Origin of the sequence: Mesorhizobium sp. M1E.F.Ca.ET.063.01.1.1 (assembly GCF_003998155.1) — a bacterium.
Lineage (GTDB): Bacteria > Pseudomonadota > Alphaproteobacteria > Rhizobiales > Rhizobiaceae > Mesorhizobium.
This window is the reverse complement of record NZ_RZSC01000866.1, coordinates 1-2,294: the sequence shown is the minus strand read 5'-3', so window position 1 is coordinate 2,294 and position 2,294 is coordinate 1. Positions and strand designations below refer to the sequence as shown.

Genomic DNA, 2,294 nt, shown 5'->3' with positions numbered 1-2,294 from the left:
GCACCAGGAACAGGCCAGCGCCCCAGACGCCGGGCACGTTGGCCTTGCCGCCGGCGACCGAGGTGCCGCCGATGACCACGACCGCGATCGAGGCGAGCAGATACTCGTTGCCGATATCGACATTGGCGCCGCGGAAATAGCCGGCGAGCAGCGCCCCGTCGATGCCGCCGAGCGCGCCGCACAGCGTATAGGTAAGGAAGCGGATTCGCCCGACATTGACGCCGGCGAGCCAGGCGGCGCGGATGTTCTGCCCGATCGCCAGCACCTCACGGCCATAGATCATGCGCTGCAGCGCCAGCGCCGCGCCGACGGTGAAGACCACCGTCAGCATCGCCAGCACCGGGATGCCGAGGACCTGCCAGTTGGTGAAATCGGCGAAGCCCGGCGGCGGCTTGATCTGCAGGCCGCGGCCATAGCTGATGTCGACCGACTGGATGATGAAGCTCGCCGACAGCGTGGCGATGATCGGCGGGATGCGCAGCGCCCAGATCAGCAGGTAGTTGATGATGCCGATGGCCGCCCCGCAGGCAAGCGCCGCAAGCAGTCCCACGATGATCATGGAGTCGCTGCCGCCCATCACCTTCATCGCCACCGCGCTGGCCAGCCCGATATTGGCCGGCAGCGACAGGTCGACATTGCCTGGTCCCAGCGTGATCACGAACATCTGGCCGACGCCGACGATGACGGTGAAGACGGCCAGCGAAAGTGCTGCCGTGACCATGCCGCCGGCGCCGTAGCCGCCGGTGAAGGCAACCGTCGCCAGCCATACGAAGAGAGCGCCCACGAAGGACCAGAGCCAGGGTTTTTCGAGCAGCATCCGCACAGAGGCCATCTTCTCACCTCTCCCTGCGGCTGATCAGCACCCGCGCCGCCAGCACGATGATCAGGATTGCGCCATTGGCGGCGACCTGCCAGTCGGGCGGGATATGCATGAAGGTGAGCAGCGGCGAGGCGGCCAAAGCCAGCGTCAGCGCGCCGAGGACCGCGCCGATCGGCGACACCCGGCCGCCGACGAATTCGCCGCCGCCCAGAATGACGCCGGCGATCGAAAGCAGCGTGTAGCCGTTGCCGATATTGGCGTCGGCCGAGGTGGTGATGCCGATCAGCGCCATGCCGGAGAGCACGCCGAACAGCCCGGTCAGCGCGAACAGCCCGATCTTGGTCCTGAGCAGCGACCATCCGGCGCGCCTCAGCGCCGCGGCATTGCCGCCGGAGCCGCGCAAGATGACGCCATAGGAGGTGCGCATCAGGCCGAAATGCACGACCGCCGCAATCAGCAGCGCCGCAAGGATCGGGAACGGTATGTAGGGCGGCTTGAACGCCAGGATCGCCAGCAGCCAGTCCGGCGCCTTGCCGCCGGGCTTCGGCAGGATGAGGATGGCGAGCCCCTGCCAGACGAAGCTCATGCCGAGCGTCACCACGATCGAAGGCAGGTTGCGCAAATGGATCAGCGCGCCGAGCAGCGCGTAGACGCCGATCGATCCCAGAAGCACCGCGATGCCGATGAGCGGCGCGTCGCGCAGCCACGTCGCGGTGACGCAGCCGACAAAGCCGACGAAGGTGCCGATCGACAGGTCGAGCTCGTTGCCGGCGATGACGAACATCTGCGCGATCGTCGCCAGCGCGATCGGGATCGCCAGGTTCAGCATCAGGTTGAAGCCGAAATAGCTGATGGCGCGCGGGTTCAGCCAGGCGATCGCCATCAGCACCAGCGCCAGCGACAGCGCCGGCAAAAGGCCGCGCAGCATGCGTGCCCGGGCCGCGTTGCCGCGTGGTGAGGATTTCGGGACCGTGCCGGGAGCGAGCGCCGTCATCTCAAGCCGCATCGCCGAAGGAGGACTGGATGATCTTTTCCTCCGTCAGCTCGTCGCGCCGCAGATTGGCGACGATCCTGCCGTTCTTGAAGACATAGACATGGTCGCAATTGTCGAGCTCTTCGGTTTCGGTGGTGTACCAGAGGAAGGTGCGGCCCTTGGCGGCCTCCTCGCGCACAAGGTCGTAGACTTCGAGCTTGGTGCCGACATCGACACCGCGCATCGGGTCGTCCATCAGCACGATCTCGGCATCGGAGCCGAGCGCGCGGGCAAACAGCGCCTTCTGCTGGTTGCCGCCCGACAGGGAATAGATGTTGTTGCTCATGTCCGGCGTGCGGATGCCGATCTTCTTCTTCCAGAACTCGGCCAATTCCGCCTCGCGCTGCGGCGAGATCAGCAGCCCGTTGCGCAGCCGAGCCAGTGAGCGGATGCCGATGTTCTGCGCGATCGACCATTGCGCAAAGATACCGTCCGACTGAC

At 66.1% G+C, this 2,294-nt stretch carries 3 protein-coding genes; all 3 read right to left on the bottom strand.

Annotated features, from left to right (window positions below):
• On the bottom strand, positions 1 to 832 hold an 832-nt coding region (locus EOA29_RS33550), incomplete at its 3' end, for an ABC transporter permease (protein WP_145969955.1).
• Positions 833 to 836: 4 nt separating this feature from the next.
• Positions 837 to 1,814: an ABC transporter permease gene (locus tag EOA29_RS33545; RefSeq protein WP_189350471.1), complete on the bottom strand. Its 978-nt coding sequence runs from the start codon at positions 1,812 to 1,814 to the stop codon at positions 837 to 839.
• Position 1,815: 1 nt separating this feature from the next.
• A partial coding sequence (locus EOA29_RS33540; protein ID WP_145969954.1) for an ATP-binding cassette domain-containing protein occupies positions 1,816 to 2,294 on the bottom strand: 479 nt, incomplete at its 5' end.

Coding starts and splice junctions, on each gene's coding strand:
- EOA29_RS33545 (WP_189350471.1), bottom strand. CDS start 1,814: ATGACGGCGCTCGCTCCCGGCACGGTCCCGAAATCCTCACCACGCGGC.